Annotated in this window: 2 protein-coding genes; both read left to right on the plus strand. The window is 75.9% G+C overall.

Annotated features, from left to right (window positions below):
- Positions 1-147 precede the first annotated feature (147 nt).
- The gene (locus ACYVE9_RS28200; protein ID WP_461030720.1) at positions 148-594 is read left to right on the plus strand and encodes a roadblock/LC7 domain-containing protein; all 447 of its coding nucleotides are present in this window, start codon (positions 148-150) and stop codon (positions 592-594) included.
- A complete protein-coding gene (locus tag ACYVE9_RS28205; protein ID WP_461030721.1) occupies positions 591-950 on the plus strand; it encodes a DUF742 domain-containing protein in 360 nt (119 codons plus the stop codon). Before ACYVE9_RS28200 ends, ACYVE9_RS28205 begins: the two co-directional genes overlap by 4 nt.
- Positions 951-1,023 lie beyond the last annotated feature (73 nt).

Below are 1,023 nucleotides of genomic sequence, written 5' to 3' on the forward strand. Positions count from 1 at the left end.
GCCGGGCGCACCGGACGTGCCGCCCGCGGACGACTGGACCCCGGAGGCGGCGAGGGCGTCGATCGCCAGCGTGCTGTCCGGCTCCCGGCGGGGCCGGGCCGCCGCCCAGAACCTCGACGTACCCGAACGACACGACGGAGGCCGGCCATGACCGGGACCATCACCAGACTCCCCGACCTCGGCTGGATGCTCCGGCCGCTCACCGGCATACCGGGGGTACGGCACGCCGTGGTCGTCTCCGAGGACGGCCTGCGGCTGGGGCACGCCTCCGCGGAGGGTCTGTCGGGGGCCGTGGCGCAGCTGAGCGTGGGTGAGGCGGAGTCGCTGGCGGCGGCCTGCGCCGCGATGGCGATGACCGGACGCTCCACCGCGGCGCTGCTGTTCGGGGACGGCGCCGGGGTGCGGCAGCTGATGCTGGAGTCGGAGCGCGGCTTCGTGCTGTTCACCGCGGCCGGCGTCGGCGCCCACCTGGGCGTCGCCACCGACACCGGCGCGGACGTCGGGCTGGTCGCCCAGCAGATGCAGCTGCTCGTGGCCAGGATCGGCGCCCAGCTGAGCAGCCCGCCCCGGGATCCGGTGAGCCCGCCGTCATGACGGACCGCTGGGAGGAGCGGACCACCTCCGCGGTCCGGCCGTACGTGATCACCGGCGGACGGGCGGACGCCGGCGCCGCCGCGCTCCCCTGGGAGGCGCTGGTGATGGCGGTGGAGGTGCCCGCCCCCGAGACGCTCCAGCCCGAGCACCGCATGATCCTCACGCACTGCCAGGGGCTGCTGTCCGTCGCCGAGGTCGCGGCCCACCTGGGGCAGCCGCCGTCGGTCGTGCAGGTCCTGCTGGCCGATCTGGCCGACTGGGGCCTGATCGTCTCCCGTCCGCCCGTCCCACCGGCCGAACGTGCCGACCTGACCATGCTGAGAAAGGTCCTCAATGGCCTCGAGAGCCGCATCTGACCCCGCGGGCTCCGCGGTGCCGCCGACGGTCCCGGACACGGCCGGCCGGACCGCGGTCGCCGCCGGGCAGCAC

Source organism: Streptomyces sparsus, from assembly GCF_054776295.1.

Bases quoted from the DNA above. Each gene is read 5' to 3' on its own strand.
- ACYVE9_RS28205 (WP_461030721.1), top strand. From the start codon at position 591: ATGACGGACCGCTGGGAGGAGCGGACCACCTCCGCGGTCCGGCCGTAC.
- ACYVE9_RS28200 (WP_461030720.1), top strand. From the start codon at position 148: ATGACCGGGACCATCACCAGACTCCCCGACCTCGGCTGGATGCTCCGG.